The organism is Micromonospora sp. CNZ299 (genome assembly GCF_002754415.1).
The window spans coordinates 3,565,170-3,591,621 of the sequence record NZ_PEFG01000001.1 but is presented as its reverse complement, the minus strand read 5'-3'; the positions used below and the strand labels follow the sequence as shown (position 1 = coordinate 3,591,621).

The window sequence follows — 26,452 nt, the reverse complement described above, 5'->3', positions numbered from 1 at the left end:
CGAATGCGGCAGGCTGGGGGCATGCGCCTGGCGACCTGGAACGTCAACTCGGTGAAGGCCCGCCTGCCCCGACTGCTGGAGTGGCTGGCCGACACCGGCCCCGACGTCGTCTGCCTACAGGAAACCAAGTGCCCGGACGGCGCCTTCCCCGCACCCGAGGTGGGCGAGCTCGGCTACACCGTGGCCAGCCACAGCGACGGCCGGTGGAACGGGGTCGCCATCCTGTCCCGGGTCGGGCTCGACGACGTCCGGGTCGGGTTCGCCGGTGAGCCCGGCTTTCCCGACCCGGAGGCCCGGGCCATCTCCGCCACGTGCGACGGGGTGCGGGTCTGGTCGGTGTACGTGCCCAACGGCCGGACGCCGGACGACCCGCACTACGCGTACAAGTTGGCCTGGTTCGCGGCACTGCGCGACGCGCTGGCCGCGGAGCTGGCCGGCGGGCTCCCGCTGGCGGTCTGCGGCGACTTCAACGTCGCCCCGACCGACGCCGACGTCTGGGACCCGGCGGTCTTCACCCACTCCACGCACGTCACCCCGGCCGAGCGGACGGCCCTCGCCGCGCTGCGTGACCTCGGCCTCAGCGATGTCGTGCCCACCCCGATGAAGGGACCACACCCCTTCACCTACTGGGACTACCGGGCCGGGATGTTCCACCAGAACAAGGGCATGAGAATCGACCTGGTGTACGCGTCCGCACCGTTCGCACGAGCAGTCCGCTCGGCGTACGTGGACCGCGAGGCCCGCAAGGGCAAGGGCCCGTCGGACCACGCGCCGATCGTGGTCGACGCGGACCTGGTCCCGGTGGTCGAGGCGTTCTGAGTGGCTAGGGTGGGCAGATGGCAGTCGTGAAGATCAACGCAATCGAGGTCCCTCCCGGCGGCGGCGCGGAGTTGGAGAAGCGGTTCGCCGCCCGAGCCGGCGCGGTGGAGAACTCCCCCGGCTTCCTCGGCTTCGAGCTGCTCCGGCCGGTCGCCGGCGAGACCCGCTACTTCGTCTACACCAAGTGGGAAAGCGAAGAGGCGTACCAGGCGTGGGCCGCCGGCCCGTCTCGCGCCGCCCACGCCGCCGCGCCCGGCGAGAAGCCACGTCCCCCGGTCGCCACGGGTGCCAGCCTCCTGGAGTTCGAGGTGGCCCTGCACGTCCCGCAGCCCTAGGCGGCACGCCCCGCGCTTGATCCACTCGCGTTCAAGGAAATCGGGGTGTCCGATTCAGTTGGACACCCCGATTTCAAGGATCCCGTGTCGATCAAGCCCGCGGACAAAGGCCGTTTCGTAATCATCCGGGGTCTCCGGCGCGGCGCGATACCCCGACATCATGAAAACCGAGTCGGTCTTGAGGCAGCGCGCGGTCGTCGGCGGGCGGGCGGCGGCACGCGGCAGAAGGGCGGCTTCGGATCAGGACTTGCGGGAGGACTGCAGGGTGGCGAAGGCGATGACGTTGTCGGCGTAGCCGGTGCGTCCGCCGATGAACTGCCCGCCGCAGGTGATCAGCCGCAGGCCGGGGGGCCCGTCGTGACCGTAGATCCGTTCGGCGGGCAGTTGGTCCTTCGGGAAGTGCTCGACGGTGTCGACCCGGAACACCACCACCGACTCGTCCGCCCGGGCCACCTCGATCAGGTCGCCGGGGTGCAGCTTGCCCAGGTCGTAGAAGACCGACGGGCCGGTCTTGGTGTCCACGTGCCCGACGATCACCGCCGGGCCGGACTCGCCGGGTGTGGGCCCGCGGTCGTACCAGCCGGTCTCGTTGTGGCGTTCCAGAGGCGGTACGGCGATCGAGCCGTCCCGTGCCTGCCCGACGGGTGCCACCGGCGCCGCCACCTTGATCGCCGGGACCGTCAGGCGCACCGGGCGGCTGGCGGCCAACCCGACCGACTCACTACGGGCCGGCTGGTCGCCGCCGGCCGGGGCGAAGTCGAACGGGCCGACCGAGTGGCCCAGCCCTGCCCCGGTGGCGAAGACCCCGGCCAGCACCAGCACCACGGCCAGCGGCACGGACCAGGGGCTACGACCGGGAGGACGGCTGCGCCGAGGCGTGACGGCGGTCGGCGGGCGAGCAGCCACCGCCGGGCGGTCGACAACCAGCGGGCGGTCGTCCCGCGGTAGGCGGTCGTCCTCCGGCCACGGGTCGTCCAGCGGTAGGCGGTCGTCCTCCGGCCAGCGATCGTCCCGCGAGCGGCGAGCACCGGGCGACGGGCGCGCACCGGGAGACGGGCGCGCACCCGGGGACGGGCCGGCACCCGAAGACGGACGCCCACCGGGAGACGGGCGCGGACCTGACGGCGAGCCGGAGGCGCCGGGCTGGCGGGGACCGGCCGGCGGCGACGGGGGGCGGAAGATCGCCATGGCAGGCTCAGCGCCGCGTAGCGCCGTGGACCGGGCGCGGCCGGCGCAGCGCCGTCACGGCGAGGATCAGGCCGGTTATGGTCAGCGCCGCGCCGCCGGGCAGCAGCAGCTTGCCGGTCATCCCGCCAGCGCCCCCGCCGAAGCCGGTGGCCGGGCCGCGACTGGGCTGGGACGGCACCTTCTTGACCACCTGGAGCATGGTCGAGGCAGTTTCGCCGTCGCGGCACTCCAACTTGACCCGGTAGTTGCCGGGGCGAGTGCGATCGCGCACCATCGGCGCGGCGGTCAGCACCCCGCGCTGCGGCTGCACGCCGACCGCGCCGAAGGCGTCGGAGACGACTGTGGCGCCCACCGAGTTGTCCCGACAACTGGCGCGGATGCCGACCAGGTAGCCGGGCTGCACCGTGCTGGGGCTCACCTCGACGAAGATGTCCACCGGCGATGGCTGGGACGTGCCACCCGGCGGGCCTTCGGGCTGCGGCGCGGGAGCGGCGAGCACCCGAGCAACGGGCGCAGGAGCGGCGAGCACCGAGGCGACCGGTGCCGGAGCGGCTAGCGCGGGAGCGGCGGCCAGCAGGGGCCCGACGAGCACGGCCAGCACCGACAGGGTCACGCCGCCACGGGTCACTGTCACCATGCCCCCTCTCGACGCCGCGTCGGCCGTGTCGGGCAGCGGAGCACCCGACCTGCCGTACCAGTTGGATCCTCTCATTTCCGGTCGCACATCACACCCGATCCGTCGACGGCGTCGCGTACGCTCGGGTCGCTGTGACCGCCACCGACCATGACCCCGCCGTCCCGCCCACGAGCCGGACGATCCGCACGTTCCACCCCCGTCGGGGTCGGATGAGCGACCGGCAGACCGATGCGCTGGGCCGGCTCTGGCCCGCGTACGGCCTGGATGTGCCGGACGGACCGGTCGTGCCCGTCGACCTGGCCGACCTGTTCGGTCGCCGGGCGCCGGTGGTGCTGGAGATCGGCTCGGGCATGGGCGACAGCACCGCCGCGATGGCTGCCGCCGACCCGGATCGAGATTATCTGGCGGTTGAGGTGCACACGCCGGGAATCGCCAACCTGCTCGACCTGGTGGAGCGCGGTGGCCTGCGCAACGTACGGGTGGCGGAGGGCGACGCGTTGTCCCTGGTCAAGGGCTTGCCGGAGGGCGTGCTGGACGCCGTGCACATCTTCTTTCCCGACCCGTGGCCGAAGACCCGCCACCACAAGCGGCGGATCATCCAGCCGGCGCACGTGGCGCTGCTGCGGTCCCGGCTGCGGCCCGGCGGCACGCTGCACTGCGCGACCGACTGGGCCGAGTACGCCGAGTCGATGCGGGAGACCCTGGAGGCGGACCCGGGGCTGGTGGACACGTACGGCGGCTTCGCGCCGCGTCCGGCACACCGGCCGGTGACGAAGTTCGAGCGGCGGGCGATCACGGCCGGCCGGCCGGTCGCCGACCTGATCTACCGCCGACGGTGACGCGCCGGCCCGGACCGGTGGCCCGGACCCGCCGCCCCGCACGGGGGTCCGGCGGACACCGGGTTGGCGTAGCGGGGCATGATCCAGGCACCATGGACAGGCTATGACGCTCACCGCCGCGCTTCCGAGAAGCGCCGACCCCGACACCCTCTTCGACGCATTCGCCGGTTGGGCGAAGGAGCGCGGCCTCGACCTCTACCCCCATCAGGAGGAGGCGGTCATCGAGATCGTCTCCGGCGCCAACCTGATCATGAACACGCCGACCGGCTCAGGTAAGAGCCTGGTGGCCATCGCCGCGCACTTCGCGGCACTCGCGGACAGCCGGACGACCTTCTACACCGCGCCGATCAAGGCGCTGGTGTCGGAGAAGTTCTTCGCGCTCTGCGAGGTGTTCGGCGCCGAGAACGTCGGCATGCTCACCGGCGACGCCAGCGTCAACGCCGATGCCCCGATCATCTGCTGCACGGCGGAGATCCTGGCGAACCTGGCGCTGCGCGAGGGTGTGAAGGCCGACGTCGGCCAGGTGGTCATGGACGAGTTCCACTTCTACGCCGAGCCCGACCGGGGTTGGGCGTGGCAGGTGCCGATCATCGAGCTGCCGCAGGCCCAGTTCATCCTGATGTCCGCCACTCTGGGGGACACCACCCGGTTCGTCGACGACCTGACGCGGCGCACCGGACGGCCGACCGCCGTCGTGCGCTCGGCGGAGCGGCCGGTCCCGCTCATCTTCTCGTACGCGATGACGCCGCTGCACGAGACACTTGAGGAGCTGCTGGAGACCAAGCAGGCCCCGGTGTACGTGGTGCACTTCACCCAGGCCGCCGCGCTGGAACGCGCCCAGGCGCTGACCAGCGTCAACGTCTGCACCCGCGCCGAGAAGGACATGATCGCCGAGGCGATCGGCGGTTTCCGGTTCACCGCCGGCTTCGGCAAGACGCTCTCCCGGCTGGTCCGGCACGGCATCGGCGTCCACCACGCCGGCATGCTGCCGAAGTACCGCCGACTGGTGGAGACCCTCGCCCAGGCCGGCCTGCTCAAGGTCATCTGCGGCACCGACACCCTCGGCGTCGGCATCAATGTGCCGATCCGCACCGTGCTGTTCACCGGCCTGTCGAAGTACGACGGGGTCCGTACCCGGCTGCTCAAGAACCGGGAGTTCCACCAGATCGCCGGGCGGGCGGGCCGGGCCGGCTACGACACCATCGGCCGGGTCGTGGTGCAGGCCCCCGAGCACGTCATCGACAACGAGAAGGCCCTCGCCAAGGCCGGCGACGACCCGAAGAAGCGGCGCAAGGTGGTCCGCAAGAAGCCGCCGGAGGGCTCGATCGGCTGGGGCCAGCCCACCTTCGACCGGCTGGTCGACGCCGAGCCGGAGCCGCTGACCTCCAGCTTCCAGGTCAGCCACTCGATGCTGCTCAACGTCATCGGCCGGCCCGGGGACGCGTTCACCGCGATGCGGCACCTGCTCACCGACAATCACGAGGAGCCCGCCGCCCAGCGCCGGCACATCCGCCGGGCCATCGCGATCTACCGGGCGCTGCGCGCCGGTGGGGTGGTCGAGGAGCTGCCCGAGCCGGACGAGACCGGCCGGCGCATCCGGCTCACCGTCGACCTCCAGCTCGACTTCGCCCTCAACCAGCCGCTCTCGCCTCTGGCCCTGGCCACGATCGAGCTGCTCGACGCCGAGTCCCCGTCGTACGCGCTCGACGTGCTGAGCGTGGTCGAGTCGATCCTCGACGACCCCCGGCAGATCCTGTCCGCGCAGCAGTTCAAGGCCCGCGGCGAGGCGGTCGCCGCGATGAAGGCAGAGGGCATCGAGTACGAGGCCCGCCTCGAACTGCTCGACGAGGTGACCCACCCGAAGCCCCTCGCGGAGCTGCTGGAAGCCGCGTACGAGATGTACCGGCAGGGGCACCCCTGGGTCGCCGACCACCAGCTCTCCCCCAAGGCCGTCGTCCGCGACATGTACGAGCGGGCCATGACCTTCACCGAGTACGTGCAGTTCTACGGGCTGACCCGCTCGGAAGGCCTGGTCCTGCGCTACCTGGCCGACGCGTACAAGACGTTGCGGCAGACCGTGCCCGAGGACGCCAAGACCGAGGAGCTGATCGACCTCATCGAGTGGTTGGGCGAGCTGGTCCGCCAGGTCGACTCCAGCCTCATCGACGAGTGGGAGCGGCTGCGCAACCCGTCGGACGTGGCCGAGGTGGCCCTGGCGCACGCCGCGCTGACCGACCGGCCGCCGGCGGTGACGCGCAACGCGCGGGCGTTCCGGGTGCTGGTGCGCAACGCGCTGTTCCGCCGCGTCGAGCTGGCCGCGCTGCGCCGCTGGGACCTGCTCGCCGAGTTGGACGCCGAGGACGGCTGGGACTACGACGCGTGGGCCGACGCGCTTGCGCCGTACTTCGAGGAGTACGACTCGATCGGCGTCGGGCCGGACGCCCGAGGGCCGGCACTGCTCATGATCGAGCAGGGGCGGGAGCGGTGGACCGTCCGGCAGAGCTTCGACGACCCCAACGGCGACCACGACTGGGGCATCAGCGCAGAGATCGACCTGGTGGCCTCCGACGAGGTCGGCGCCGCGGTCGTCCGGATCACGGACGTCGGCCAGCTCTGACGCCCGCCATCACCCGGCCTGGGCGGCAGCCTTGATCCGGCGCACCGCCTCGACGGCACCCTCGTTCCAGGGGGTGCCGTGGCCGGGGAGGATCCACGTCGCCCGCAGGTCCTCGATGCGGGCCAGCGAGGCGAGCGCCAGGGCCGGGTCGTCGGTGAACGGCGCCGGCTGCGGGCCCGACCGGCCGGTCAGCACGTGTCGGGTGGTGAGCGCGTCGCCGACGAACACGGCGTCGGCGATCGGCACGTGCACGGCGATGCTGCCCGGCGAGTGGCCGGGCATCCCGATGACGCGCGGAGCGCCGGGCAGGTCGAGCACCTGACCGTCCCGCACGGTGATCACCTCGCTGAGGTACGTCGTGCGCAGCCCACCCTTGCGGCCCGCGTACATCAGGAAGCTGGCCACGGCACCCACCTTGAAGGTCCCGAAGGGCGCCTTGGACTTGATCTCGCCGCGGGCTCGGGCGGCGTCCGCCTCGTGCACGTAGACCGGTACGCCGTGGTCGCGCCGGAGCCGCTCGGCGAAGCCGATGTGGTCGGTGTCGCCGTGGGTGAGGATCAGACCTCGGACGTCGGCGAGCGAGCGACCCATGGCGGACAACTCCGCCAGCAGCTCCGGCCAGTGACCGGAGAGGCCGGCGTCCACGACGGTCACGCCGTCGTCGGTCTCGACGAGGTACGCGGCGACGATGTCGTTGCCGATGCGGTGCAGGTGCGGCCCGAGCTTCATGACTTCCTCCGAGGTGATGTCGTTCCCTGATAGCTACGATACATAGCCATGATGCCTAAGGGCCATAGCTATGATGGGTGACGAACGTCGCCCACCCCCGGAAGGAACACCCCATGCCGACTCCCGACCGGACGTCCCTCGCCGACATCGTCGCGGCCGCCCGCCAGATCCTGGAGTCCGAAGGGCTTCCGGGCCTGACCATGCAGGCGGTCGCCCAGCGGGTCGGCGTCCGCGCCCCCTCGCTGTACAAACGGGTCCGCAACCGTGACGACCTCATCCGGCTCGTCACCGAAGCAGCAGTGCACGACCTCGGCGAGCAGCTCGGCGCCGTCGCCGGCAGCGGCGATCCGGGCCGAGACCTCGCCGAGCTGGCCCACGCCTTCCGCGCGTTCGCCCACGCCCAACCCGCGGGCTACCACCTGATCTTCGCCACCGGCCCCGCAGACACCAGGCCCAGCCTCGACATCCTCACCCGGGCGAGCGCCCCCGCCCTGCGCCTCGCCGCGGAACTCGCCGGGCCCGAGCACGCCCTGTCGGCCGCGCGCATGTTCACCGCCTGGGCGAACGGCTTCATCAGCATGGAACTGGCGGGTGCCTTCAACCTCGGTGGCGACCTCGACGAGGCCTTCGCGTTCGGGATCGACCGCCTGACCGCCGCCCTGACGACCCTGGACACACCCCGCGCCGAGTGAGGGCCGGCCGGCAGCGCGGGTCCTCCGGAAACCGCACATCTCCGGACCCCGGATTCGCTGGGCGATGTCACACCCGTCGATTAGAATGTATGTACTAATCGAGTTCCTGACCTGGGAGGACGCTCGTGACAGTGCCCGCCTCCACGCCCCTCACCCCCTACGCCACACTGCTCGGTTTCACCCGCTACGTCGACCGCACCGGCCCCACCAAGGCGACCTTCGTGGGCGGGCTGCGCAAGCAGCGCGCCAGCAGGTCCGGCTTCAACCCGCACGGCCAGTTCGTCAAGGCGCTCAAGGCCGACATCGCCTTCCACACCGGGGGCACGCACCTGACCGGCGTGGTCGATGTGGTCAAGCCACGCTGGCGCCCGCTCTACCAGGCGCTCGTCCCCGGCGCCACGGCCTGGCTGCACTCCCTCGGCGATCCGGCAGCCGTCGACCTCGCCCAGACCCGCGATGCCCTGGCGATGCTGGGTGACCTACCGGTCAAGATCAACCCCCACTTCGGCGTACGCCACGCCGACGGCCGTGCCGAAGCGGTCCGGCTGCACTTCGACGAGGCCCCACCGAGTGAGGAATCGGTGCTCGCCACCCTGCACCTGATGGCCCGACACATGGACGCGGTCCTCCCCCACGCCGAGCCGATCCTTGTCGACATCCGTCGCGGCCAGGCCCACCGCATGCCCAGCGACGCCAAGCCCGACCAGATCGAGCGCTGGCTGTCCGGCGAAGCCGCCGCCTTCCGCGCCATCTGGTCCACCGCCGCCTAACCCCACCCCACCGCCACCACCCACCCCACCCCCCACCACCCCCACCACCCCCACCACCCCCACCACCCCCAACCCTCCAACCCGCCCGCCGCGCTCTATCCGCCCAAGATCCGCGCAACTTCGGGGATGCTGCTGTCTCACGTCGTGAGGAGGCAGCAAGAACAGCGAAGTTGCGCGGATCTTGGTGTTCAGTACCTGGTCGGGGTTATCCACAGGGGCTGCAGGCGCACACCTCTGCCGGTCAAGGTGTCGTCATGCCTGTTTCCCCACGACGGCCTGCGAGCCTCCAGGGGCGCGTCTTTCGCGGCTCCCGTGTCGTTGCCCAAGGCCTGCTCACCCGAACGGAGCTGCGCAGCAGGGCATGGCGCCCACTGTTCCGCGACGTCTACGCGGATGCCCGACTGCAGGTCACCCATCGCACTCGTTGCGTCGCCGCGGTGCACTGGGTGCTGCCACCGGGTGTGGTGATCGCTGGTCGCAGTGCGGCGGCGTTCTACGGCGCGGCATCGGTTGCCGATCACGAGCCCCTCGACGTGCTCGTGCCCGCCGCTCAGCGGTTCGGTCCCGTCTCGGGGCTCGTCGTGCACGCCAGCGAGATCGCAGCGACCGACGTCGCGATACGTCAGGGCATTCCGCTGACCACGCCGACTCGCACATGTTGGGACCTGGCCCAGTGGGCTGCCGACCGAGGAGGCTGTCGCCATCGTGGACCGCCTCGCCAGCCACCGGCTGGTGGTGATCCCTGAGCTTCACGCAGGCTCCCGGTCGAGAGCCGGCAACCGAGGCTGGAGACGGATGATGCGGGTAGCTGAGCTGGCCGACGCCGGCGCCGAATCAGCCCCGGAGTCGCGGCTGCGGGTGCGGATCGTGCTCGCCGGGGTGCCGGCACCCGTGACCCAGTTCGTCGTCGAGCGAGACGGCAGGTTCGTGGCCCGCCTCGATCTTGCGTGGCCACATCTCAAGGTTGCCGTCGAGTACGACGGCTTGTGGCACGACGATCCCGAGCAGTTCCACCGGGACCGCCGCCGCCTCAACCGCCTGCTCGGCGAGGACTGGATCGTCCTGCACGTCACCGCGAAACGGTTCCGCGAGGACTTCGACGGCTTCCTCGCCGAACTCCGTCAAGCCCTCCGGTCCCGCTCCCGCTGACCCCGCCCCGGAACCAGGCCCCCACCCACCCCCACACCCACACACCCCACCCACGCGCGCCAAGATCCGCGCAGTTTCAGGGATCTTGCTGCCTCACCAGGTCGTGAGGCAGCACTTTCACCGAAGTTGCGCGGATCTTGGGGTGGGCGCGCGCGGAGCGCGGGCTCGCGACGCGCGCGGCGCGGGGCTCGCGGTGCGCGAGGCGCTGAGGGATTGTCAGGCGGCGGGGAGGTACTTGGTCAGGTCGTCGAGGATCTTGTTGGCGGCACCGACGCCGATGCCCGTCATCCAGACCTCGTCGGAGACGGGGTACGCCTTGCCGGCCTTGACGGCGTTGAGTCCCTTCCAGAGGGTCCCGCCCGCGACCTTGGTCTGCTCGGCGGCGGCCTTGTCGCCGTACGCGGTCACGAAGATGACGTCACCGTCGACCTCGTTGACCCGCTCGGGGCTGACCAGGTCGAAGCGCTTGTCCTCCTTGTTGGCGAGCAACTGCCGCTCGGGGCGGCCCAGACCGGTGTCGCCGATGACGATGCCGGAGAACGAGTCCGGGCCGTACACCCGGATGTTGCCGGGCAGGAACCGCACGATCGACACCTTGCGGTAGGCGGCGTCGCCGAGGGTCGCACCGAAGTCCTTGGCCCGCTTCTCGTACGCGCCGAGCAGGTCCTTCGCCTGCTGCTCGCGGCCGAGCGCCTTGCCGTCCAGGAGGAGGTTCTCCTTCCAGGTGATGCCCACCTTGTCGGTGAACACGGTCGGCGCGATCGCGGCCAGCTCGTCGTAGAACTTCTCCTGGCGGAACTTGCTGCCGAGGATGAGGTCCGGCTTCAGGGCGTTGATGGCCTCCAGGTCGGGCTCGGTGAGCACCCCGACCTCCTTGATGCCGGCGAGCTTGTCAGCGCCGAAGTAGGTCGGCCAGCTCTTGGCTTCGCCGGCCGTGGCCGCACCGACGGGCGTGACACCCAGCGAGAGCGCAGTGTCGATCTTGTCGGTGTCGAGCACGACGACGCGCTTGGGCTCGGCCGGGACCTTGGTGGTGCCCATGGCGTGGGTGATCTCCCGGGTCTCCCCGGTGGTGGAGCCAGCGACCGGGTCGCTCTCACCGCATGCGGTGAGGCCGACGCCGAGGGCGACGGCCGCGGCGAGAGCGGCGACGAGACGACGCATCAGAGTCCTTTCGAAGGGTGCGAACCGGCGAGCGGGGTGGCCGCGTCGCCGGTGGTGGGTCGGGCGTCCGGTACGGACGCCGTCGACGAATCAGGGTCTCCCGCACCGGCGGACGCGACGGCACCGCCAGCGGACGCGGCGGAGTTGCCGCCGGTGTACGCGGGCACCACCAGCGGCGCGCCGGTCACCGGGCAGGGCACGACCACGCAGGCCAGCCCGAAGACGTCGCGGACCAGGTCGGCGGTGAGGATCTCCCGGGGCGGCCCGGCGGCCACCACGGCACCGGCGCGCATCGCGACCAGGTGGTCGGCGTAGCGGGCGGCCTGGTTCAGGTCGTGCAGCACGGCGACCACGGTGCGGCCCCGCTCGACGCGTAGCCGGTGCAGGAGGTCCAGCACCTCCACCTGGTGGGCCAGGTCGAGGAAGGTGGTCGGCTCGTCCAGCAGCAGGGCGTCGGTGTCCTGGGCGAGCGTCATGGCGATCCACACCCGCTGCCGCTGACCGCCGGAGAGGCTGTCCACCGGCCGGTCGGCCAGGTCGGTCACGTCGGCCAGGGTCATCGCCTGGTCGACGGCCGCGCCGTCCTCCGGCGACCACTGCCGCCACCAACGCTGGTAGGGCTGCCGGCCGCGCCCGACCAGGTCAGCCACTGTGACGCCCTCGGGCACCAGCGGGCTCTGCGGCAGGACGCCGAGCCTGCGGGCCACCTCCCGGGTCGGCAGCTCGCGGATCGCGGTGCCGTCCAGCAGCACCGTGCCCCGGCGCGGGGTGAGCAGCCGGGCCATGGTGCGCAGCAGGGTGGACTTGCCGCACGCGTTCGGGCCGACGATCACGGTGAACGCGTCGGTGGGCAGGTCCAGGTCGAGCCCGTCGAGCACGGTCCGCTCGTCGTAGCCGGCGACCAGGTCGCGGGTGGAGAGCATCACACGACTCCTTGAGGCGTCACGACGACCGCCGCCGTCCGCGCAGCAGCAGGAAGATCAGGTACGGGCCGCCGATGGCGGCGGTCAGCACACCGGCGGGCAGTTGGGTGGGTGCGAGCAGGCGTCGGCCGGCCAGGTCGGCCAGCACCAGCAGCAGCGCGCCGAGGAGCGCGGCGCAGACCAGCGGTGGCCGTTCGGCGCGTACCAGTCGACGGGCCACCTGGGGTGCGACCAGCGCGACGAAGTCGACGGCGCCGACCTGGGCGGTGACCATCGCGGCGACGAGGACGCCGGTGCCGGCCAGGCCGATCCGGCGGGCCACCGGGCGAAGCCCGACGCCGCGGGCGGTGTCGTCGTCCAGGGCGGTGCTGTTCAGCGCCCAGCCGGCCCAGGCCAGCACCGGCAGCAGCACCAGCAGGGTGCCGGCGATCCAGGCCGCCTCGGTCCAGCCCTTGCCGGCCAGGGTGCCGATCAGCCAGATCTGCGCGCGGAGGCCGTCGATCGGGTCGGCGGTGAGCATGACCACCTCGGTGAGCGCCCGGAAGCCGAAGGCGACCGCCACACCGGCGAGCACGAATCGCTGCGCGGCCAGCCCGTGCCGGGCGCCGAGGGCGAACAGCAGCACCGCCGCGAGCAGCCCGCCCACCAGCGCGGTGGGTGCCACCAGCACCGCGGCCATGCCGCTGGTCAGGGCCACCGTCGCGGCGAGACCGGCGCCCTGGGTGATGCCGATGACGTCCGGGCTGGCGAGCGGGTTGCGGGCCACGCTCTGGATCAGGGTGCCGGCGATGCCGAAGGCGGCGCCGGCCGTCGCCGCCAGCACGACCCGCGGCAACCGAAGATCAAAGACGACGAGGTCGTACGGGGTGCCGGCGCCGGAGAGGGCGCGCAGCACGTCGGCCGGGGCGACGTACGGGGTGCCCAGCGAGAGGCTGAGCACGACGGCCAGCAGGAGCAGCACGGTCAGCACGGCGGCCACCAGCACCGCCCGGCGACGGATGACCAGGCTGACCGGGCCGATCCGCAGCAGCGACCGACCGGGCAGTCGGGCAGAGCCGCCCTCCGGTGACGCGGTGGGTGAAAGGCCGGCCCGGGCGGGCGGACCCGAGGAGCGCTGGGTGGTGGTCACGCGGTCACCACCCGGGCGCGGCGGACCAGAATGGCCAGCAGCGGCGCTCCGATCAGCGCGGTGACGATCCCGGCCGGTATCTCGCCGGGTGGGGCGACGACCCGGCCGACGATGTCGGCACCGAGCAGCAGCGCGGGCCCGAGCAGGGCGGAGACGGCGAGGGTCCAGCGGTGGTCCGCGCCGACCAGGGCGCGGGCCAGGTGCGGCACGGCCAACCCGACGAAGGCGACCGGTCCGGCTGCGGCCACCGCCGCACCGGTCAGCAGCACGGCGGCGAGCCCACCGCCGAGGCGGACCAGGCCGATGCGGTGGCCGAGGCCCCGGGCCACGTCGTCGCCGAGGGCCAGCGCGTCCAGACCTCGGGCGACCAGGGTGGCAAGCACCAGCCCGGCGAGGACGAAGGGCAGCACCTGCGCGGCGACCGAGAGGTCCCGGCCGGCCAGCCCGCCGACCACCCAGAACCGGTACTCCTCGAAGGTGCGGGCGTCGATGCTGAGCAGCGCGTACACCCCGGAGGCCAGGCTGGCGTCGAGGGCCGCGCCGACCAGCGCGAGGGTGACCGGGCTGGCGCCCTCGCGGGCCCGAGTGGCGATGGCGAAGACCAGCAGCCCGGCGATGAGTGCCCCGGCGATGCCGAACCAGACGTACCCGGCGAGCGTGCTGATGCCGAAGACGGAGATGGCGAGCACCACGCCGAACGACGCGCCGGCGCTGATGCCGAGGATGCGGGGCTCGGCGAGGGGGTTGCGGGTGAGCGCCTGGAACAACACGCCAGCCACCGCGAGGGCGAGCCCGACGGTGAGGCCGAGCGCGGTGCGGGGCATCCGCAGCTCACGGACGATCGTGCTGGCATCGCCGCCATCCGGTGCGACGAGAGCGTGCCAGACCTGGTCGATGCCGAGTTGCCGGCTGCCGAGCGCGAAGCTGGCCAGTACGGCGAGCAGCAGCACCAGCGCAGACCCGACGGTGACGGCCACCCGGCGGCCGGTGCGGGTGCCGGACCGGCTGGTGGCCTGGGTCGGCCGGGTGGCGAGGGTGGTCACGAGTCTCCTGCACGTTCACGCTTAGGTTCGCCTTACCTTAGCCGCTCAGGTGGGGGCCGCCTAACTGGCGCTTATCGATCCGCGACCCGCTGAGCAGGGCAGACGCCCGCGCGACGGGGGGCCGCGCACCTAGGGTGGGCTCATGCGATTCGACCAGCACACGGTCGTCCTCCTGGCCCTACCGTCCCACCCGCCGGAGCTGCCGCAGGACGCGATCGACCGGTTGCAGGACGCGCACCTGGCCCACCAGGCGGGGCTCGTGGAGCAGGGGCTGGTGCTCGCGACCGGGCCCTTCCTGGACACCGACGACGACCGGCTGCGGGGCTTCGTCGTGCTCTCCATCGCCCCGGACGAGGCGCGTGACCTTTACGCCAACGACCCGGCCGTGCGGGCCGGACGGCTGGACGTGCGGGTGATGAGCTGGATGGTGCCGGAAGGCAACGTGCGGTTCGAGGGCGTGCCGATCCCCCGGTCGATGCTGGAGGCGGCGGCGGGCGACTGATTCAGCCGGGCAGCGAACCGATCTCGACCACCCGCAGGGCGTCCAGCTCTCCGGTGATCACGCGCAGCGCCGGAAAGTAGTCGGCCAGCACCTGCCGGCAGTCGCCGCACGGCTCGTTGACGTCGCGGCCCCGGTCGGCGACCGTAACGATCGTCTCCAGCTCGGTGACGCCCTGCGTGGCGGCAGTGCCGATCACCACGAGTTCCGCGCAGGACCCGCCGGTGGCGTGCTGGACGTTCACACCGGTGAAGACCCGCCCGTCGGCGGTCCGGGCGGCCGACGCGACGGTGTGGTGCTGGCTGCGGCAGCGCAGCTTGGCGACCGCGGTGGCGGCCTGCACCAACGCACGGTCGGTGTCCCGCAGCTCCATCTCGGCCCCCTGCGCTCGACGTCGAGCGCCCACTCTAGGTGCCGCCCAGGGACGTCCACGGACCGGCTGCGGGGTAACCCAGGGGCGGTACGCCGCCGGGCTGCCTATCCTTGGGCACGACATGCAGAATCCAACCGCCTCCGTCGCGACCGACCCGGTTCGCGAGCTGCACCGCCGCCTGACCCCTCTGATGTTCCGCGACCAGCGCCGGCTCCAGCGGCGGCTGGACGGTGCCCGCAAGCTGCGCGACCCGCAGCGCCGGGAGGCGGCGCTGGCCGAGATCACCGCCGACCTGGTCCGGGCCGAGCAACGGCTCGCCAACCGTCGAGCGGCGGTGCCCGTGATCACGTACCCGGCGGGGTTGCCGGTCAGCGAGCGCAAGGACGACATCGCCGCCGCCATCCGTGATCACCAGGTGGTGATCGTGGCGGGCGAGACCGGCTCCGGCAAGACCACCCAGATCCCCAAGATCTGCCTGGAGCTGGGGCGCGGCGTGCACGGCCTGATCGGGCACACCCAGCCCCGACGGTTGGCAGCCCGCACGGTGGCCGACCGGATCGCCGACGAGCTGGGCACCGAGCTGGGTGACCTGGTCGGCTACAAGGTGCGCTTCACCGACCAGGTCAGCGAGCGCAGCCTGGTCAAGCTGATGACCGACGGCATCCTGCTGGCCGAGTTGCAGACCGACCGGATGCTGCGCCAGTACGACACGTTGATCATCGACGAGGCGCACGAGCGCAGCCTCAACATCGACTTCATCCTCGGGTACCTGCGGGAGCTGCTGCCCCGCCGACCCGACCTCAAGGTGATCATCACCTCGGCGACCATCGAGACCGACCGGTTCGCCCGGCACTTCGCCGGGCCACCAACGGCCGACGAGCCGGAGGGCGTGCCCGCGCCGGTGGTCGAGGTCTCCGGGCGTACTTATCCGGTGGAGGTGCGCTACCGGCCACTCGTCGAACTCGCCGAGGGCGAGGAGGACGGCGACGGCGACGAGGAGAACGTCCGCGACCAGATCCAGGCGATCGGCGACGCAGTCGAGGAGCTGGCCGCCGAGGGCCCCGGTGACATCCTGGTCTTCCTCAGCGGTGAGCGGGAGATCCGGGACACCGCCGACGCGCTGGGCAAGCTGGTGCAGAAGAAGCGCTCGCTGCTCGGCACCGAGATCCTGCCGCTGTACGCCCGGCTCTCCTCCGCCGAGCAGCACCGCGTCTTCGCCGCGCACAGTTCACGCCGGGTGGTGCTCGCCACCAACGTCGCGGAGACCTCGCTGACCGTGCCCGGCATCAAGTACGTGGTGGACCCGGGCACCGCCCGCATCTCCCGCTACTCCAGTCGCCTGAAGGTGCAGCGACTGCCGATCGAGCCGGTCTCCCAGGCGTCGGCCAACCAGCGCAAGGGCCGCTGCGGCCGCACCTCCGACGGCATCTGCATCCGCCTCTACGACGAGCAGGACTTCGGATCTCGTCCCGAGTTCACCGACCCGGAGATCCTGCGCACCAACCTGGCGTCGGTCATCCTCCAGATGACAGCGATCGGGCTCGGCGACCTCGCCGCGTTCCCGTTCATCGACCCACCGGACAAGCGCAACATCACCGACGGCGTCAACCTGCTGCACGAGCTGGGCGCGTTGGACCCGACCGAGGCGGACCCGGCGAAGCGGCTCACCGCGCTGGGCCGGCGCCTGGCCCAGTTGCCGGTCGACCCGCGCCTGGCCCGGATGGTGGTCGAGGGTGAACGCAACGGTTGCGCCACCGAGGTGTTGGTGATCGCCGCCGCGCTCTCCATCCAGGACCCGCGCGAGCGGCCGGCGGAGAAGCAGGCCCAGGCCGACCAGGCGCACGCCCGGTTCGCCGACAAGGAGTCCGACTTCGTCGCCTACCTCAACCTGTGGCGCTACCTGCGCGAGCAGCAGCGGGAGCTGTCCTCCAGCGCGTTCCGCCGGATGTGCAAGGCGGAGTACCTGAACTACCTGCGGATCCGCGAGTGGCAGGACATCGTCAGCCAACTGCGTCAGGTGCTGCGTACCCCGTCCGAGGGCGACCGACGCGGTGGGCGGCCGGCGCGCGACACCGCCGACGGCGCGGACGCCGGCCGGGGTGAGAGCCGCCGTGGCGGCGCGGACCTGCCGGAGGAGATCGACACCCCGAAGGTCCACCAGTCGCTGCTGCCCGGCCTGCTGTCGCACATCGGGCTCAAGGACGCCCAGAAGCACGAGTACCTGGGTGCGCGGGGGGCAAAGTTCGCGCTCTTCCCCGGCTCGGCGCTGTTCAAGAAGCCGCCGCGTTGGGTGATGGCCGCCGAGCTGGTGGAGACGTCCCGGCTGTGGGGCCGCATCGCCGGCCGGGTCGAGCCGGAGTGGGTCGAGCCGCTGGCGCAGCACCTGGTCAAGCGCAGCTACAGCGAGCCGCACTGGGAGAAGAAGCAGGCCGCGGTAATGGCCTACGAGAAGGTCACCCTGTACGGCGTCCCACTGGTCAGCTCACGCAAGGTCAACTTCGGGCGGATCGACCCGACGCTGAGCCGGGAGCTGTTCATCCGGCATGCCCTCGTCGAGGGCGACTGGCAGACCCACCACCAGTTCTGGGCGGACAACAAGCGGCTGCTCGCCGAGATCGAGGAGCTGGAGAGCCGGGCCCGTCGTCGGGACATCCTGGTCGACGACGAGACCATCTTCGGCTTCTACGACCAGCGGATCCCGGCCGACGTGTCCTCCGGGCGGCACTTCGACAGCTGGTGGAAGAAGACCCGCCGGGAGCAACCCGACCTGCTCACCTTCACCCGTGACCTGCTGATCAACGACGGCCGGCCGGGGGTGGACGAGGACGACTACCCGGACGAGTGGCAGACCCAGGGGGTGACGCTGCCGCTGACGTACCGCTTCGAGCCGGGCACGCCGACCGACGGCGTCACCGTCGACATCCCGCTGCCGCTGCTCAACCAGGTGCCGGCGGAGAGCTTCGACTGGCAGGTGCCGGGGCTGCGCGAGGAGACCGTGATCGCGCTGATCCGTACGCTGCCCAAGGCGGTGCGCCGCAACTTCGTCCCGGTGCCGGACTACGCCCGCGCCGCCCTCGCTGCCATCACCCCGGGCGAGGAGCCGTTGCTGGACGCGCTCACCCGCCAGCTGCGCCGGATGACCGGCGTCACCGTCCCCCGCGACGCCTGGGAGCCGGGCAAGCTTCCCGCCCACCTGCGGGTCACCTTCCGGGTGCTCGACGCCGACGAGAAGCCGGTCGCCGAGGGCAAGGACCTGCCGGCCCTGCAACGTCAACTGCGCCAGGAGGTACGCCAGGTGGTGGCGGCCGCCGCGCCGGAGGTGGCCCGGACCGGGCTGCGCGAGTGGAGCATCGGCACGCTGCCCCGCAGCATCGAGCAGGTCCGCGCCGGCTACGCGGTGACCGCGTACCCGGCGCTGGTCGACGAGGGCGCCACGGTCGGGGTGAAGGTGTTCGACTCCCCCGCTGAGGCGGAGGCGTCGCACTGGGCCGGCACCCGCCGGCTGCTGCGGCTCACCGTGCCGTCCCCGGCGCGGTTCCTGCAGGGGCGGCTGAACAACGAGGCGAAGCTGGCGCTGAGCCGCAACCCGCACGGCGGCGTGCAGGAGCTGATCGAGGACGCGGCGGGCGCGGCCATCGACCGGCTGATCGGCGCGGCGGGCGGGCCGGCATGGGACGCCGACGGGTTCGCGGCCCTGCGCGAGAAGGTCCGCGCCGACCTGGTCGACACCGTGGTCGAGGTGATGGACCGGGTACGCAAGGTCCTCGCCGCCGCGTACGCCGTGGAGCAACGCCTCGGCGCCACCCGCAACCTCGCCGTGGTGGCCGCGTTGGCCGACATCCGCGGCCAGCTCGCCGGGCTGGTGCACGCCGGGTTCATCACCGAGACCGGGTACGCGCGCCTGCCCGACCTGCTGCGCTACCTCACCGCCATCGAACGTCGGCTGGACCGCCTCGGCGGCAACCCGCAGCGGGACCGCCAGCAGCAGGACCGGATCGCGGCGGTGCAGAAGGAGTACGCCGACCTGCTCGCCGCCCTTGCGCCGGCTCGCCGGCAGGAGACCGCCGTCCGGCAGATCCGCTGGATGATCGAGGAGTTGCGGGTGAACGTCTTCGCCCAGGCGCTGGGCACCCCGTACCCCGTCTCGGAGCAACGGATCTACCGCGCGATGGACGAGGCCGAGGGTCGGTAGGACGGGCGGGGTGTGCACCCGCGGCGACGGATGTGGCCGGCGGGGGCCCGTCGGCGCTGCTCAGCGTCGCTCCAGGCGGTGGGCTCCCACAGATGCGGTGCTGCCCCCGCGAACCGGGATCTGGTCGCGGGGGCAGCGGCGGGAAGGTGGTCGGGCGGTGCCGGTCAGAAAGTGGCCTTGACCCCAGCCGCCTTGCAGGCGGCGCTCAGGTCCTCGCCAACCTTCTCGAAGGTGGGGTTCGCGGCGGCGGTGGCCGGGTCGGCGGCTACCGCCACCTTTCCGGCCTCCGCGGCGAAGTCCCGCATCAGCCCGGCCACCTTGCTGTCACCCCCGGAGGTGGCAGCCGCGACCATCTTCTGCTCCAGGCCCTTCATGATCTCCTGGAACACGGCCGGCTCGGGCTCCTTGCCACTCTGCACGGCAGTGAGGAAGGCCCCCTTCATCTCGTCTCCCGCGGACTTGGCGTTCTGGCAGAGCTCCTTGTCGCTCGCCCCGCCGGCGGCGCCCGTCGAGGAGGACGGCGCAGCGGCGGAAGGGGTTGTCGAGGTGTCAGACGCGGACGCGGACGGCGCGGAGGCGGCCGTGCTGTCCTCCTCGCCACACCCGGCGAGGGCCAACAGCGCGGCCGAGACCACGACGGTGCAGGTAAGCCTAAAACGATTCACGGCAGGCACGTTAGCCTATGTTCCAGATCATGATCAATCCACAATCGACGGTCAGCAGCGGGAGCCGGGCGCCACCAAGTGGCGACGCCCTGCCGTCAGTGCCGCCGCGTCGGTAGGTGCCACCACGCGCAGTCAGAGCGGGTCCACGCCGGGCGGCAGCTCACCCCGGTCGATCGCCGCCTGGATGTAGTCGAGCAGGATCCGCCGGAGTTCCCGACCGGCGTGGGTGGGCACGATGTCGCGGCGGCGGGCCACCGCGATGGTCCGCCGCACCCCGGGCGGAGCGAGGGGGGTGATCCGCACGCCCGGGCGACGGGCCAGGACGATGCCCGGCACCAGCGCGATGCCCAGCCCCGCCTCGACGAAGCTGAGGACGGCATCCATCTCGCCGCCGTCCACCGCGAAGGTCGGTTCGAAGCCTGCCTCCCGACAGGCCTGGATGGTCGCGTCCCGCAGGTCGTAGCCCTCCCGGAACATGACCATCGGCTGGTCCCTCAGGTCGGTGATCCGCAGCTCCCCGGTCAGCGACGCGGTCGGCACCTCCCCCACCGAGGCCACCACCAGGCTCTCGCGCAGGATCGGATCGACTCGCAGCCCGGGGTCGGCGCCCTGGGCCGGCATGATGATGAGGGCCAGGTCGAGGTCGCCGCGGAGCAGGTCGCGCACCAGATCCTGGGAGCCACCCTCCTCGACCTTGAGGTCGACGGTGGGGTGCGCGTCGCGAAACCGGCGCAGCACCGGTGGGGCGAGCGAGGTGGCCAGGCTCGGGGTTGCGCCGAGCCGGACCCGACCGCGGCGCAACCCCACCAGCTCCTGCACCTCGCGGGTGGCGGTGTCCACGTCGGCGAGGATCCGGGTGGCCAACGGCAGCAGCACCTCACCGGCGGCGGTGAGGGCGATGTTGCCCCGTACCCGCTCGAACAACGGCGCCCCGAGGTCGGTCTCCAGAGCGTGAATTTGCTTACTGAGAGAAGGCTGGGTGATGCCTACAAGATCGGCGGCTTGGGTGAAATGTCGTACTTCGGCCACCGCGACGAAGTACCGAAGCTGATGGAGCTGCATCTACATAGCCTACGGCTATCAACACTACGAGTTTGATGCATTGGACGACTGATCGAAGTGCTCCTAGCGTCGGTTGCGTGGTAATGACGAAAACTCGGTCGCCCATCCGCTCGAACGTCGGTCTCAAGGCCGTCATGGCGGTGACGGGCATCCTGCTGGCGCTGTTCCTGATCGCCCACATGCTCGGGAACCTCAAGGTGTTCACGGGGGAAACCTCGTTCGACCACTACGCGCACTGGCTGCGCGACATCGGCAAGCCGCTGCTGCCCGGCGTCTGGTTCCTCTGGATCCTGCGCACCGTGCTGGTGGTCGCGGTCGTCGCCCACATCGTCGCCGCCACAGTGCTGGCCATGCGGGCCCGCGCCGCCCGCCCGGTCAAGTACGCCCACCGCAAGAAGGTCAATGGCAGCTACGCGGCCCGCACGATGCGCTGGGGTGGAGTGATCATCCTGCTCTTCGTGATCTACCACATCCTGGACCTGACCACCGGCACGCTGAATCCGGTCGGCGACGCCAGCAAGCCGTACGGCAACGTCGTCGCCGACTTCGCGCCCGAGCGCTGGTACGTCACGCTCTTCTACACGCTCGCCATCGTCGCGGTGGGCTTCCACCTGCGCCACGGCGCGTTCAGCGCGTTCCGCAGCCTCGGCCAGCAGACGCCGCGCGGCGAGCGTCGGGCGCGTACCGCAGCTCTGGTCTTCGCCGTGCTGCTCTGCGCCGGGTACCTGGTGGTCCCGTTCGCCGTACTCACCGGATTGGTGTCCTGACATGGAACTCTTCACCGAGGGCGACCCGATCGCCGACACCAAGGCTCCCGCCGGCCCGGTCGAGAAGCGCTGGGAGACCCGCCGCTTCGAGGCCAAGCTGGTCAACCCCGCCAACCGCCGCAAGATGACGGTGATCGTGGTCGGCACCGGCCTCGCCGGTGGCTCGGCCGCGGCGACCCTGGCCGAGCAGGGCTACCACGTCAAGTCCTACTGCTACCAGGACAGCCCGCGCCGGGCGCACTCCATCGCGGCACAGGGCGGCATCAACGCGGCCAAGAACTACCGCAACGACGGCGACTCCGTACACCGGCTGTTCTACGACACCGTCAAGGGCGGCGACTTCCGCTCCCGCGAGTCGAACGTGCACCGGCTCGCCGAGGTCTCCGTCAACATCATCGACCAGTGCGTCGCCCAGGGTGTGCCGTTCGCCCGCGAGTACGGCGGCCTGCTGGACACCCGCTCCTTCGGCGGCGCCCAGGTGCAGCGCACCTTCTACGCCCGGGGCCAGACAGGTCAGCAGCTGCTGCTCGGCGCGTACCAGGCGCTCGAACGGCAGATCGGCCTGGGCAACGTCGAGATGAACACCCGGCACGAGATGCTGGAGCTGGTCCTCGTCGACGACAAGGCCCGCGGCATCGTCGTCCGGGACATGGTCACCGGCGAGATCAGCACCGAGATGGCCGACGCCGTCGTGCTCGCCTCCGGCGGCTACGGCAACGTCTTCTACCTCTCCACCAACGCCAAGGGCTGCAACGTCACCGCCACCTGGCGGGCGCACCGCAAGGGCGCGTACTTCGCCAACCCCTGCTACACGCAGATCCACCCGACCTGCATCCCGGTCTCCGGCGACCACCAGTCGAAGCTGACCCTGATGAGCGAGTCGCTGCGCAACGACGGCCGGGTCTGGGTGCCGAAGACCAAGGGCGACGACCGCAGCCCCAAGGACATCGGAGAGGACGAGCGGGACTACTACCTGGAGCGGATCTACCCCTCCTTCGGCAACCTGGTCCCCCGCGACATCGCCTCCCGCGCCGCGAAGAACGTCTGCGACGAGGGCCGGGGCGTCGGACCGACCAAGCTCGGCGTCTACCTCGACTTCGCCGACGCGATCAACCGGCTGGGCCGCAAGGCCATTGAGGCCAAGTACGGCAACCTCTTCGAGATGTACGAGCGGATCACCGGCGAGGACCCGTACGAGGTGCCGATGCGGATCTACCCCGCCGTGCACTACACGATGGGCGGCCTGTGGGTCGACTACGACCTCCAGTCGAACATCCCCGGCCTGTTCGTGATCGGTGAGGCCAACTTCTCCGATCACGGCGCGAACCGCCTCGGCGCCTCGGCGCTGATGCAGGGCCTCGCCGACGGCTACTTCGTGCTGCCCACCACCATCGCCAACTACCTGGCCTCCGGCCCGCTGGAGAAGGTCGACGCCAGCCACCCGGCGGCGGTCGAGGCCCGCACCGACGTCGAGGATCGCGTCCAGCGGCTGCTCGCGGTCGACGGTGACCGGACCGTGGACTCGTTCCACCGGGAACTGGGCCAGATCATGTGGGAACACTGCGGCATGGAACGCAGCGAGGCCGGCCTGCGCAAGGCGATCGACGAGATCCGCGGCCTGCGCGAGCAGTTCTGGCAGCGGGTCAAGGTGTCCGGCACCGGCGAGGAACTCAACCAGTCGCTGGAGAAGGCCGGCCGGGTGGCCGACTTCTTCGAACTGGCCGAGCTGATGTGCATCGACGCCCTGCACCGTGAGGAGTCCTGCGGCGGCCACTTCCGGGCCGAGCACCAGACGCCCGACGGTGAGGCGCAGCGCGACGACGACCGGTTCGCGTACGTGGCGGCCTGGGAGTTCACCGCCGACGGCGAGCCCTCGGTGCTGCACAAGGAAGACCTGAAGTTCGAATACGTCCACCCCACGCAGCGGAGTTACAAGTGAACCTGACCCTGCGCATCTGGCGCCAGAAGGGCCCTGAGGACAAGGGTCGGATGGTGACCTACCCGGTCGACGACGTGTCCCCGGACATGTCGTTCCTGGAAATGCTCGACGTGCTCAACGAGCGGCTGATCCTCGCCGGCGAAGACCCGGTGGCGTTCGACCACGACTGCCGCGAGGGCATCTGCGGCATGTGCGGTCTGATGATCAACGGCGACGCGCACGGGCCGCAGCGCGGCACCACTGCGTGCCAGCTGCACATGCGCCAGTTCACCGACGGCGAGACGATCGACATCGAGCCGTGGCGGGCCAGCGCCTTCCCGGTCATCAAGGATCTGGTCGTCAACCGGAGCGCCTTCGACAAGATCATCGCTGCCGGTGGCTACGTCACCGCGCCAACCGGCAGCGCGCCCGAGGCGCACTCCACCCCGGTCGCCAAGGCCAACGCGGACGCCGCCTTCGAGTCGGCGGCCTGCATCGGCTGCGGCGCGTGCGTGGCAGCCTGCCCGAACGGCTCCGGCATGCTCTTCACCGCCGCCAAGCTCACCCAGCTCTCGCTGCTGCCGCAGGGCCAGCCGGAGCGGTACACCCGGGTGATCGACATGGTCGACGCGCACGACGAGGCCGGCTTCGGTGGCTGCACCAACGCTGGCGAATGCACCCCGGCCTGCCCGAAGGGCATCCCGCTGAACACCATCGGCCGACTCAACCGCGACTACCTCGCGGCCACCGCGAAGGGCGCCGGCAACACCCCCGGTTCCTGAGGCCACCGCACGACGCCGGACCGCCGTACCCCTGCGCTGTTTTCGGGGGTACGGCGGTTCGGCGTTCGTCCTTGGCTCGGCGTGCGGTTTCTGGCTCGGCGTTCGGTCTTTGGTTCGGCGTTCGGTCCTTGGGACTCGGCGTTCGGTCTTTGGTTCGGCGTTCGGTTTGTGGTTGCGGTGGGGCTGGGGCGACCGTCCCCGGCTCCGGGCGGTCAGGCTTGATCCCTCCGCCGGGGACGGTCGCCCCAGCCCTGACCTTGGTCACGGGTCGTCCGTGAGTTGCGGTTTCGCTGCGGTACGCCGGTCGCTCCGATCGGGGACCCTTCCTGAACCTTGCCGACACGCCGTCACGTGCCAGTCGCCCTACCCGCGCCGACCTGCCTGGCGACACCACACCTCGCTGCTGCCCGCCGCCATGACCCGCCCCGCCCACGCCACGCTGGCCCGACCCGCCCGCGCCGCCGCACTGGCCGCGCCTGCTTGATCCACTCGGATTTCATGAAGTCGGGCTGTCAAAGCGCCTCCGATACCGCGACTTCAAGGAACACGAGTCGATCAACTCAATCGCGGCCCGCGGAAGTCACCCAGCGGCACGACATAAGGTGCAAGCCGAACACATCGACCCGTGATTGCACGGGCCGCGGTTGCCGAGGGTGGCGCACGAAGCGCACCCACCGGTCGGGGTTCTCGAAGGCGACGCACGGAACGGACGGACAGCGGCAACCCACGGGGCTGGGGGCGACCGTTCCCGGCGGAGGGATCAAGCCTGACCGCCCGGAGCCGGGGACGGTCGCCCCCAGCCCCCGACCGCAACCACCGACGAAGACGCCGCCCCCAGGTCCCCGAGCGCGACCACCCACCAACAGACAGAACCGAGAACAACCCGGACATCGGAGAGCGCAGCAGGTTCAAGTGCCCGAGCCCGGGTAGCAGTCTTTCGAGACCGCGTGAGAAGGGACGAGGGACATGAAGGCACTGACCTGGCAGGGCAAGCGGGACGTACGGGTCGAGGAGGTGCCGGACCCTCGGATCGAGGAACCCACCGACGCGATCGTGAAGATCACCTCAACTGCGATCTGCGGCTCCGACCTGCACCTGTACGAGGTTCTCGGGCCGTACCTGAAGCCGGGTGACGTCCTGGGCCACGAGCCGATGGGGATCGTCCAGGAGGTCGGGTCGGGCGTGACCGGGCTCAAGCCCGGCGACCGGGTGGTGATTCCGTTCAACATCTCCTGCGGGAGTTGCTGGATGTGCCAGCGGCAGCTCTACGCGCAGTGCGAGACCACTCAGGTCACCAGTGAGGGCAAGGGCGCGGCGCTGTTCGGTTACACCTCGCTCTACGGTTCGGTGCCGGGCGGGCAGGCCGAGTACCTGCGCGTCCCGCAGGCCCACTTCGGGCCGATCAAGATCCCGCAGACCGGCGCTGACGAGCGTTACCTCTACCTGTCCGACATTCTGCCGACCGCCTGGCAGGCGGTGAAGTACGCGGACACCCCGCCGGGCGGCACCCTGGCCGTCTTCGGGTTGGGCCCGGTCGGGCAGTTCTGCGCGCGGATCGGCCGCCACCTCGGCGCGGGCCGGGTGATCGGGCTGGACCTGGTGCCGGAGCGGCTGGAGCTGGCCCGCCGGCACGGCATCGAGGTGCTCGACGTGAGTGAGCTGTCCGACGTGCCGGGCGCGTTGATCGACCTGGTCGACGGTCGCGGCCCGGACGCGGTGATCGACGCGGTCGGGATGGAGGCGCACGGTTCGCCGGCGGGGAAGTTGGCTCAGACCGCCGCCGGGCTGTTGCCGGACAAGCTGGCCCAGACGATGACCGACCGGGCGGGCGTGGACCGGTTGTCGGTCCTGCACGCCGCGCTCAAGGCGGTTCGCCGTGGCGGCACCGTGTCGCTGTCCGGCGTGTACGGCGGCGAGGTGGACCCGATGCCGCTGATGGAGATGTTCGACCGGGGCATCCAGCTGCGGATGGGGCAGTGCCACGTGCGCCGGTGGACCGACGACATCCTGCCGCTGCTCTCCGGCGACGACGACCCGCTGGGTGTGGAGGACCTGCGCACCCACCGGATGCCGCTGACCCAGGCGCCGCAGGCGTACGAGATGTTCCAGAAGAAGGAGGACGGCTGCATCAAGGTCGTGCTCGAACCATGAGTGCGAGGA

The 26,452-nt window shown here is 71.2% G+C and carries 23 protein-coding genes; 13 read left to right on the top strand and 10 right to left on the bottom strand.

The features are described 5' to 3' along the window. Positions 1-21 precede the first annotated feature (21 nt). Together CLT68_RS16775 and CLT68_RS16770 are read left to right on the top strand one after the other, a co-directional pair. Positions 22-819, top strand: coding sequence for an exodeoxyribonuclease III (locus CLT68_RS16775; protein WP_099857256.1), 798 nt, complete (start codon positions 22-24; stop codon positions 817-819). A gap of 17 nt (positions 820-836) precedes the next feature. Then, positions 837-1,154, top strand: a complete 318-nt coding sequence (locus CLT68_RS16770; RefSeq protein WP_099852039.1) for an antibiotic biosynthesis monooxygenase family protein — start codon at positions 837-839, stop codon at positions 1,152-1,154. Positions 1,155-1,394: 240 nt separating this feature from the next. Here CLT68_RS16770 and CLT68_RS16765 read toward each other — a convergent pair whose 3' ends face one another. After that, on the bottom strand, positions 1,395-2,060 hold the full coding sequence (locus tag CLT68_RS16765) for a class F sortase (RefSeq protein WP_486482205.1): 666 nt from the start codon (positions 2,058-2,060) through the stop codon (positions 1,395-1,397). Between the two features lie 289 nt (positions 2,061-2,349). After that, a complete protein-coding gene (locus CLT68_RS16760; protein ID WP_099852035.1) occupies positions 2,350-2,979 on the bottom strand; it encodes a hypothetical protein in 630 nt (209 codons plus the stop codon). A 131-nt stretch (positions 2,980-3,110) separates the two neighbouring features. Here CLT68_RS16760 and trmB point away from each other — a divergent pair, with 131 nt between their 5' ends. Both trmB and CLT68_RS16750 read left to right on the top strand, forming a co-directional pair. After that, positions 3,111-3,818: a tRNA (guanosine(46)-N7)-methyltransferase TrmB gene (gene trmB, locus CLT68_RS16755; RefSeq protein ID WP_099852034.1), complete on the top strand. Its 708-nt coding sequence runs from the start codon at positions 3,111-3,113 to the stop codon at positions 3,816-3,818. Between the two features lie 103 nt (positions 3,819-3,921). Further along, a complete protein-coding gene (locus tag CLT68_RS16750) occupies positions 3,922-6,435 on the top strand; it encodes a DEAD/DEAH box helicase (protein ID WP_099852032.1) in 2,514 nt (837 codons plus the stop codon). 9 nt (positions 6,436-6,444) lie between these two features. Here CLT68_RS16750 and CLT68_RS16745 read toward each other — a convergent pair whose 3' ends face one another. After that, a complete protein-coding gene (locus tag CLT68_RS16745; RefSeq protein ID WP_099852031.1) occupies positions 6,445-7,164 on the bottom strand; it encodes an MBL fold metallo-hydrolase in 720 nt (239 codons plus the stop codon). A gap of 113 nt (positions 7,165-7,277) precedes the next feature. Between CLT68_RS16745 and CLT68_RS16740 the strand changes: the two genes are divergently transcribed. The 3 genes from CLT68_RS16740 to CLT68_RS16720 all read left to right on the top strand — a co-directional run bounded on the left by CLT68_RS16740 (position 7,278) and on the right by CLT68_RS16720 (position 9,775). Next, the gene (locus tag CLT68_RS16740) at positions 7,278-7,856 is read left to right on the top strand and encodes a TetR/AcrR family transcriptional regulator (protein WP_099852029.1); all 579 of its coding nucleotides are present in this window, start codon (positions 7,278-7,280) and stop codon (positions 7,854-7,856) included. Between the two features lie 125 nt (positions 7,857-7,981). Next, positions 7,982-8,626, top strand: a complete 645-nt coding sequence (locus CLT68_RS16735) for a hypothetical protein (RefSeq protein WP_088947271.1) — start codon at positions 7,982-7,984, stop codon at positions 8,624-8,626. A 795-nt stretch (positions 8,627-9,421) separates the two neighbouring features. Continuing rightward, a complete protein-coding gene (locus CLT68_RS16720; protein WP_099852025.1) occupies positions 9,422-9,775 on the top strand; it encodes a hypothetical protein in 354 nt (117 codons plus the stop codon). Positions 9,776-9,991: 216 nt separating this feature from the next. Here the strand turns inward: CLT68_RS16720 and CLT68_RS16715 are convergent, their stop codons facing one another. Genes CLT68_RS16715 through CLT68_RS16700 form a run of 4 tightly spaced genes read right to left on the bottom strand, consistent with a single transcriptional unit; the run spans position 9,992 to position 14,034 of the window. Then, the gene (locus CLT68_RS16715; protein ID WP_099852024.1) at positions 9,992-10,939 is read right to left on the bottom strand and encodes an iron-siderophore ABC transporter substrate-binding protein; all 948 of its coding nucleotides are present in this window, start codon (positions 10,937-10,939) and stop codon (positions 9,992-9,994) included. Next, entirely contained in the window at positions 10,939-11,862 is a 924-nt protein-coding gene (locus CLT68_RS16710) for an ABC transporter ATP-binding protein (RefSeq protein ID WP_099852022.1), read from the bottom strand. The genes CLT68_RS16715 and CLT68_RS16710 overlap by 1 nt, the downstream gene beginning before the upstream one ends. A 19-nt stretch (positions 11,863-11,881) precedes the next feature. Further along, the gene (locus tag CLT68_RS16705) at positions 11,882-12,991 is read right to left on the bottom strand and encodes an iron ABC transporter permease (protein WP_486482204.1); all 1,110 of its coding nucleotides are present in this window, start codon (positions 12,989-12,991) and stop codon (positions 11,882-11,884) included. Next, positions 12,988-14,034: an iron ABC transporter permease gene (locus tag CLT68_RS16700; RefSeq protein WP_099852020.1), complete on the bottom strand. Its 1,047-nt coding sequence runs from the start codon at positions 14,032-14,034 to the stop codon at positions 12,988-12,990. Before CLT68_RS16700 ends, CLT68_RS16705 begins: the two co-directional genes overlap by 4 nt. A gap of 142 nt (positions 14,035-14,176) precedes the next feature. On the opposite strand from CLT68_RS16700, the gene CLT68_RS16695 reads away from it, so the two are divergent. Beyond that, the gene (locus CLT68_RS16695) at positions 14,177-14,536 is read left to right on the top strand and encodes a YciI family protein (RefSeq protein ID WP_099852019.1); all 360 of its coding nucleotides are present in this window, start codon (positions 14,177-14,179) and stop codon (positions 14,534-14,536) included. Between the two features lies 1 nt (position 14,537). Here CLT68_RS16695 and CLT68_RS16690 read toward each other — a convergent pair whose 3' ends face one another. After that, positions 14,538-14,906 (bottom strand): hypothetical protein, encoded by a 369-nt coding sequence (locus CLT68_RS16690; protein ID WP_099852017.1) that lies wholly within the window; start codon positions 14,904-14,906, stop codon positions 14,538-14,540. Between the two features lie 121 nt (positions 14,907-15,027). Between CLT68_RS16690 and hrpA the strand changes: the two genes are divergently transcribed. Continuing rightward, positions 15,028-19,098, top strand: a complete 4,071-nt coding sequence (hrpA, locus tag CLT68_RS16685; protein WP_099852016.1) for an ATP-dependent RNA helicase HrpA — start codon at positions 15,028-15,030, stop codon at positions 19,096-19,098. A 164-nt stretch (positions 19,099-19,262) separates the two neighbouring features. Here hrpA and CLT68_RS16680 read toward each other — a convergent pair whose 3' ends face one another. Both CLT68_RS16680 and CLT68_RS16675 read right to left on the bottom strand, forming a co-directional pair. Further along, positions 19,263-19,763 carry a hypothetical protein gene (locus CLT68_RS16680; RefSeq protein ID WP_143743198.1) on the bottom strand — a complete coding sequence of 167 codons (501 nt, stop codon included), beginning with the start codon at positions 19,761-19,763 and terminating at the stop codon, positions 19,263-19,265. 132 nt (positions 19,764-19,895) lie between these two features. Beyond that, positions 19,896-20,825 carry a LysR family transcriptional regulator gene (locus CLT68_RS16675; RefSeq protein WP_099852012.1) on the bottom strand — a complete coding sequence of 310 codons (930 nt, stop codon included), beginning with the start codon at positions 20,823-20,825 and terminating at the stop codon, positions 19,896-19,898. An 83-nt stretch (positions 20,826-20,908) separates the two neighbouring features. Between CLT68_RS16675 and CLT68_RS16670 the strand changes: the two genes are divergently transcribed. The 4 genes from CLT68_RS16670 to CLT68_RS16655 all read left to right on the top strand — a co-directional run bounded on the left by CLT68_RS16670 (position 20,909) and on the right by CLT68_RS16655 (position 26,443). Further along, positions 20,909-21,592: a succinate dehydrogenase cytochrome b subunit gene (locus CLT68_RS16670; RefSeq protein WP_088947262.1), complete on the top strand. Its 684-nt coding sequence runs from the start codon at positions 20,909-20,911 to the stop codon at positions 21,590-21,592. Between the two features lies 1 nt (position 21,593). After that, on the top strand, positions 21,594-23,531 hold the full coding sequence (locus CLT68_RS16665) for a fumarate reductase/succinate dehydrogenase flavoprotein subunit (protein WP_099852010.1): 1,938 nt from the start codon (positions 21,594-21,596) through the stop codon (positions 23,529-23,531). Further along, complete coding sequence (locus tag CLT68_RS16660; RefSeq protein WP_099852008.1) at positions 23,528-24,292, top strand: succinate dehydrogenase/fumarate reductase iron-sulfur subunit; 765 nt, start codon at positions 23,528-23,530, stop codon at positions 24,290-24,292. Before CLT68_RS16665 ends, CLT68_RS16660 begins: the two co-directional genes overlap by 4 nt. Positions 24,293-25,258: 966 nt before the next feature. After that, a complete protein-coding gene (locus CLT68_RS16655; protein WP_099852007.1) occupies positions 25,259-26,443 on the top strand; it encodes a zinc-dependent alcohol dehydrogenase in 1,185 nt (394 codons plus the stop codon). Positions 26,444-26,452 lie beyond the last annotated feature (9 nt).

Excerpts from the sequence above, each read along its gene's own strand:
- CLT68_RS16690 (WP_099852017.1), bottom strand. The coding sequence starts at position 14,906 with ATGGAGCTGCGGGACACCGACCGTGCGTTGGTGCAGGCCGCCACCGCG.
- CLT68_RS16775 (WP_099857256.1), top strand. The coding sequence starts at position 22 with ATGCGCCTGGCGACCTGGAACGTCAACTCGGTGAAGGCCCGCCTGCCC.
- CLT68_RS16740 (WP_099852029.1), top strand. The coding sequence starts at position 7,278 with ATGCCGACTCCCGACCGGACGTCCCTCGCCGACATCGTCGCGGCCGCC.
- CLT68_RS16710 (WP_099852022.1), bottom strand. The coding sequence starts at position 11,862 with ATGCTCTCCACCCGCGACCTGGTCGCCGGCTACGACGAGCGGACCGTG.
- CLT68_RS16720 (WP_099852025.1), top strand. The coding sequence starts at position 9,422 with ATGATGCGGGTAGCTGAGCTGGCCGACGCCGGCGCCGAATCAGCCCCG.
- hrpA (WP_099852016.1), top strand. The coding sequence starts at position 15,028 with ATGCAGAATCCAACCGCCTCCGTCGCGACCGACCCGGTTCGCGAGCTG.
- CLT68_RS16745 (WP_099852031.1), bottom strand. The coding sequence starts at position 7,164 with ATGAAGCTCGGGCCGCACCTGCACCGCATCGGCAACGACATCGTCGCC.
- CLT68_RS16715 (WP_099852024.1), bottom strand. The coding sequence starts at position 10,939 with ATGCGTCGTCTCGTCGCCGCTCTCGCCGCGGCCGTCGCCCTCGGCGTC.
- CLT68_RS16665 (WP_099852010.1), top strand. The coding sequence starts at position 21,594 with ATGGAACTCTTCACCGAGGGCGACCCGATCGCCGACACCAAGGCTCCC.
- CLT68_RS16655 (WP_099852007.1), top strand. The coding sequence starts at position 25,259 with ATGAAGGCACTGACCTGGCAGGGCAAGCGGGACGTACGGGTCGAGGAG.
- CLT68_RS16760 (WP_099852035.1), bottom strand. The coding sequence starts at position 2,979 with ATGGTGACAGTGACCCGTGGCGGCGTGACCCTGTCGGTGCTGGCCGTG.
- CLT68_RS16670 (WP_088947262.1), top strand. The coding sequence starts at position 20,909 with ATGACGAAAACTCGGTCGCCCATCCGCTCGAACGTCGGTCTCAAGGCC.
- CLT68_RS16770 (WP_099852039.1), top strand. The coding sequence starts at position 837 with ATGGCAGTCGTGAAGATCAACGCAATCGAGGTCCCTCCCGGCGGCGGC.
- CLT68_RS16695 (WP_099852019.1), top strand. The coding sequence starts at position 14,177 with ATGCGATTCGACCAGCACACGGTCGTCCTCCTGGCCCTACCGTCCCAC.
- CLT68_RS16675 (WP_099852012.1), bottom strand. The coding sequence starts at position 20,825 with ATGCAGCTCCATCAGCTTCGGTACTTCGTCGCGGTGGCCGAAGTACGA.
- CLT68_RS16750 (WP_099852032.1), top strand. The coding sequence starts at position 3,922 with ATGACGCTCACCGCCGCGCTTCCGAGAAGCGCCGACCCCGACACCCTC.